The 2,391-nt window shown below is 56.8% G+C and carries 1 protein-coding gene; it reads right to left on the minus strand.

What is annotated here, in order from left to right:
- A partial coding sequence (gene rpoB, locus ACRESJ_RS26430) for a DNA-directed RNA polymerase subunit beta (RefSeq protein WP_431760497.1) occupies window positions 1-2,391 on the minus strand: 2,391 nt, incomplete at both ends.

Raw genomic sequence — 2,391 nt, forward strand, 5'->3', positions numbered from 1 at the left:
GGGTAACCAGGCTGTACGAACCGGTAGAACGAGCGTGCATCTTGTCGTCTACCAAGTGGTTCAGCTTCAGCATGTACATGTAGCCAACGGTAACCGGGCGCTCGAACTTGTTGCCGGTACGGCCGTCAGTCAGCTGCATCTGGCCGCTTTCTGGCAGGTCTGCCAGTTTCAGCATGGCCTTGATTTCGCTTTCCTTGGCACCGTCAAACACTGGAGTGGCCATTGGAACGCCGCCACGCAGGTTTTGAGCCAGATCCAGGATTTCCTGGTCGGAGAACGTATCCAGCGCTTCGTTGCGACCACCGATCTGGTTGTAGATCTCATCCAGGAAGGTACGCAACTCAGCAACCTTACGCTGCTCTTCAACCATACGATTGATCTTCTCGCCCAGACCCTTGGCCGCGAGGCCCAGGTGGGTTTCAAGGATCTGACCAACGTTCATACGCGAAGGTACGCCCAACGGGTTGAGGACAACGTCGACCGGGGTGCCATTGGCATCGTGCGGCATGTCTTCGACCGGCATGATCACGGAGACCACACCTTTGTTACCGTGACGACCGGCCATCTTGTCGCCCGGCTGGATGCGACGGCGGATTGCCAAGTATACCTTGACGATTTTCAACACACCTGGAGCCAGGTCATCGCCCTGCTGCAGTTTGCGTTTCTTGTCTTCGAACTTATCGTCCAGCAGACGGCGACGATCAACGATGTAGGCCTGAGCCTTCTCGAGCTGCTCATTCAGAGCATCTTCAGCCATGCGCAGCTTGAACCACTGACCGTGCTCAAGACCGTCGAGGATTTCGTCAGTGATTTCCTGGCCTTTCTTCAGACCAGCGCCGCCTTCGGCGGTGTGACCGACTAGTGCAGAGCGCAGACGTTCGAAGGTAGCACCTTCAACGATGCGGAACTCTTCGTTCAGATCCTTGCGGATCTCGTCCAGCTGGGACTTCTCGATCGACAGGGCACGGCTATCACGCTCAACACCATCACGAGTGAAGACTTGAACGTCGATGACGGTACCTTTGGTACCGGTTGGTACGCGCAGGGAAGTGTCTTTAACGTCGCTGGCCTTCTCACCGAAGATCGCGCGCAACAGTTTTTCTTCCGGAGTCAGCTGGGTCTCGCCTTTCGGAGTGACCTTGCCAACCAGGATGTCGCCCGGGCCAACTTCGGCGCCGACGTAGACGATACCGGCTTCGTCCAGCTTGTTCAGTGCAGCTTCACCCACGTTCGGGATGTCCGCAGTGATTTCCTCTGGGCCAAGCTTGGTGTCACGCGCCACACAGGTCAGTTCCTGAATGTGGATCGTGGTGAAACGATCTTCCTGCACCACACGCTCGGACAGGCAGATGGAGTCTTCGAAGTTGAAGCCGTTCCATGCCATGAACGCGATGCGCATGTTCTGACCCAATGCCAGTTCACCCATGTCGGTGGACGGACCGTCGGCCATGATGTCGCTACGCTGAACCCGATCACCTTTACGCACCAGCGGACGCTGGTTGATGCAGGTGTTCTGGTTGGAGCGGGTGTACTTGGTCAGGTTGTAGATGTCGACACCGGCTTCACCGGTTTCAACTTCATCATCAGCAACACGAACCACGATACGGCTAGCGTCGACGGAGTCGATCACGCCACCACGACGAGCTACGACGCAAACGCCGGAGTCACGGGCTACGTTACGCTCCATGCCAGTACCTACCAGCGGCTTGTCAGCACGCAGGGTTGGTACAGCTTGACGCTGCATGTTCGAACCCATCAACGCACGGTTGGCGTCGTCGTGCTCGAGGAACGGAATTAGCGACGCAGCAACCGAAACTACTTGCTTCGGCGATACGTCCATCAAGGTGACGTCTTCTGGCGCCTTGACGGTAAATTCGTTCAGGTGACGAACAGCTACCAGTTCGTCGATCAGCACTTTCTTGTCGTTCATCGTGGCCGAGGCCTGAGCGATCACGTGATCGGCTTCTTCGATGGCGGACAGGAATACAATCTCGTCAGTGACCAGAGCGTCTTTCACCACTCGGTACGGGCTTTCAAGGAAACCGTACTGGTTAGTGCGCGCATAAGCAGCCAGGGAGTTGATCAGGCCGATGTTCGGACCTTCCGGCGTTTCAATCGGGCATACACGACCATAGTGAGTCGGGTGTACGTCACGAACTTCGAAGCCAGCACGCTCACGAGTCAAACCGCCAGGGCCGAGTGCAGAAACACGACGCTTGTGGGTGATCTCGGACAGCGGGTTGTTCTGGTCCATGAACTGCGAAAGCTGGCTGGAACCGAAGAACTCTTTCACCGCCGCAGCCACTGGCTTGGCGTTGATCAGGTCTTGCGGCATCAGGCCTTCGCTTTCAGCCATCGACAGACGCTCTTTGACCGCACGCTCAACACGTA

This window comes from Pseudomonas sp. (assembly GCF_050739655.1).
GTDB lineage: Bacteria > Pseudomonadota > Gammaproteobacteria > Pseudomonadales > Pseudomonadaceae > Aquipseudomonas.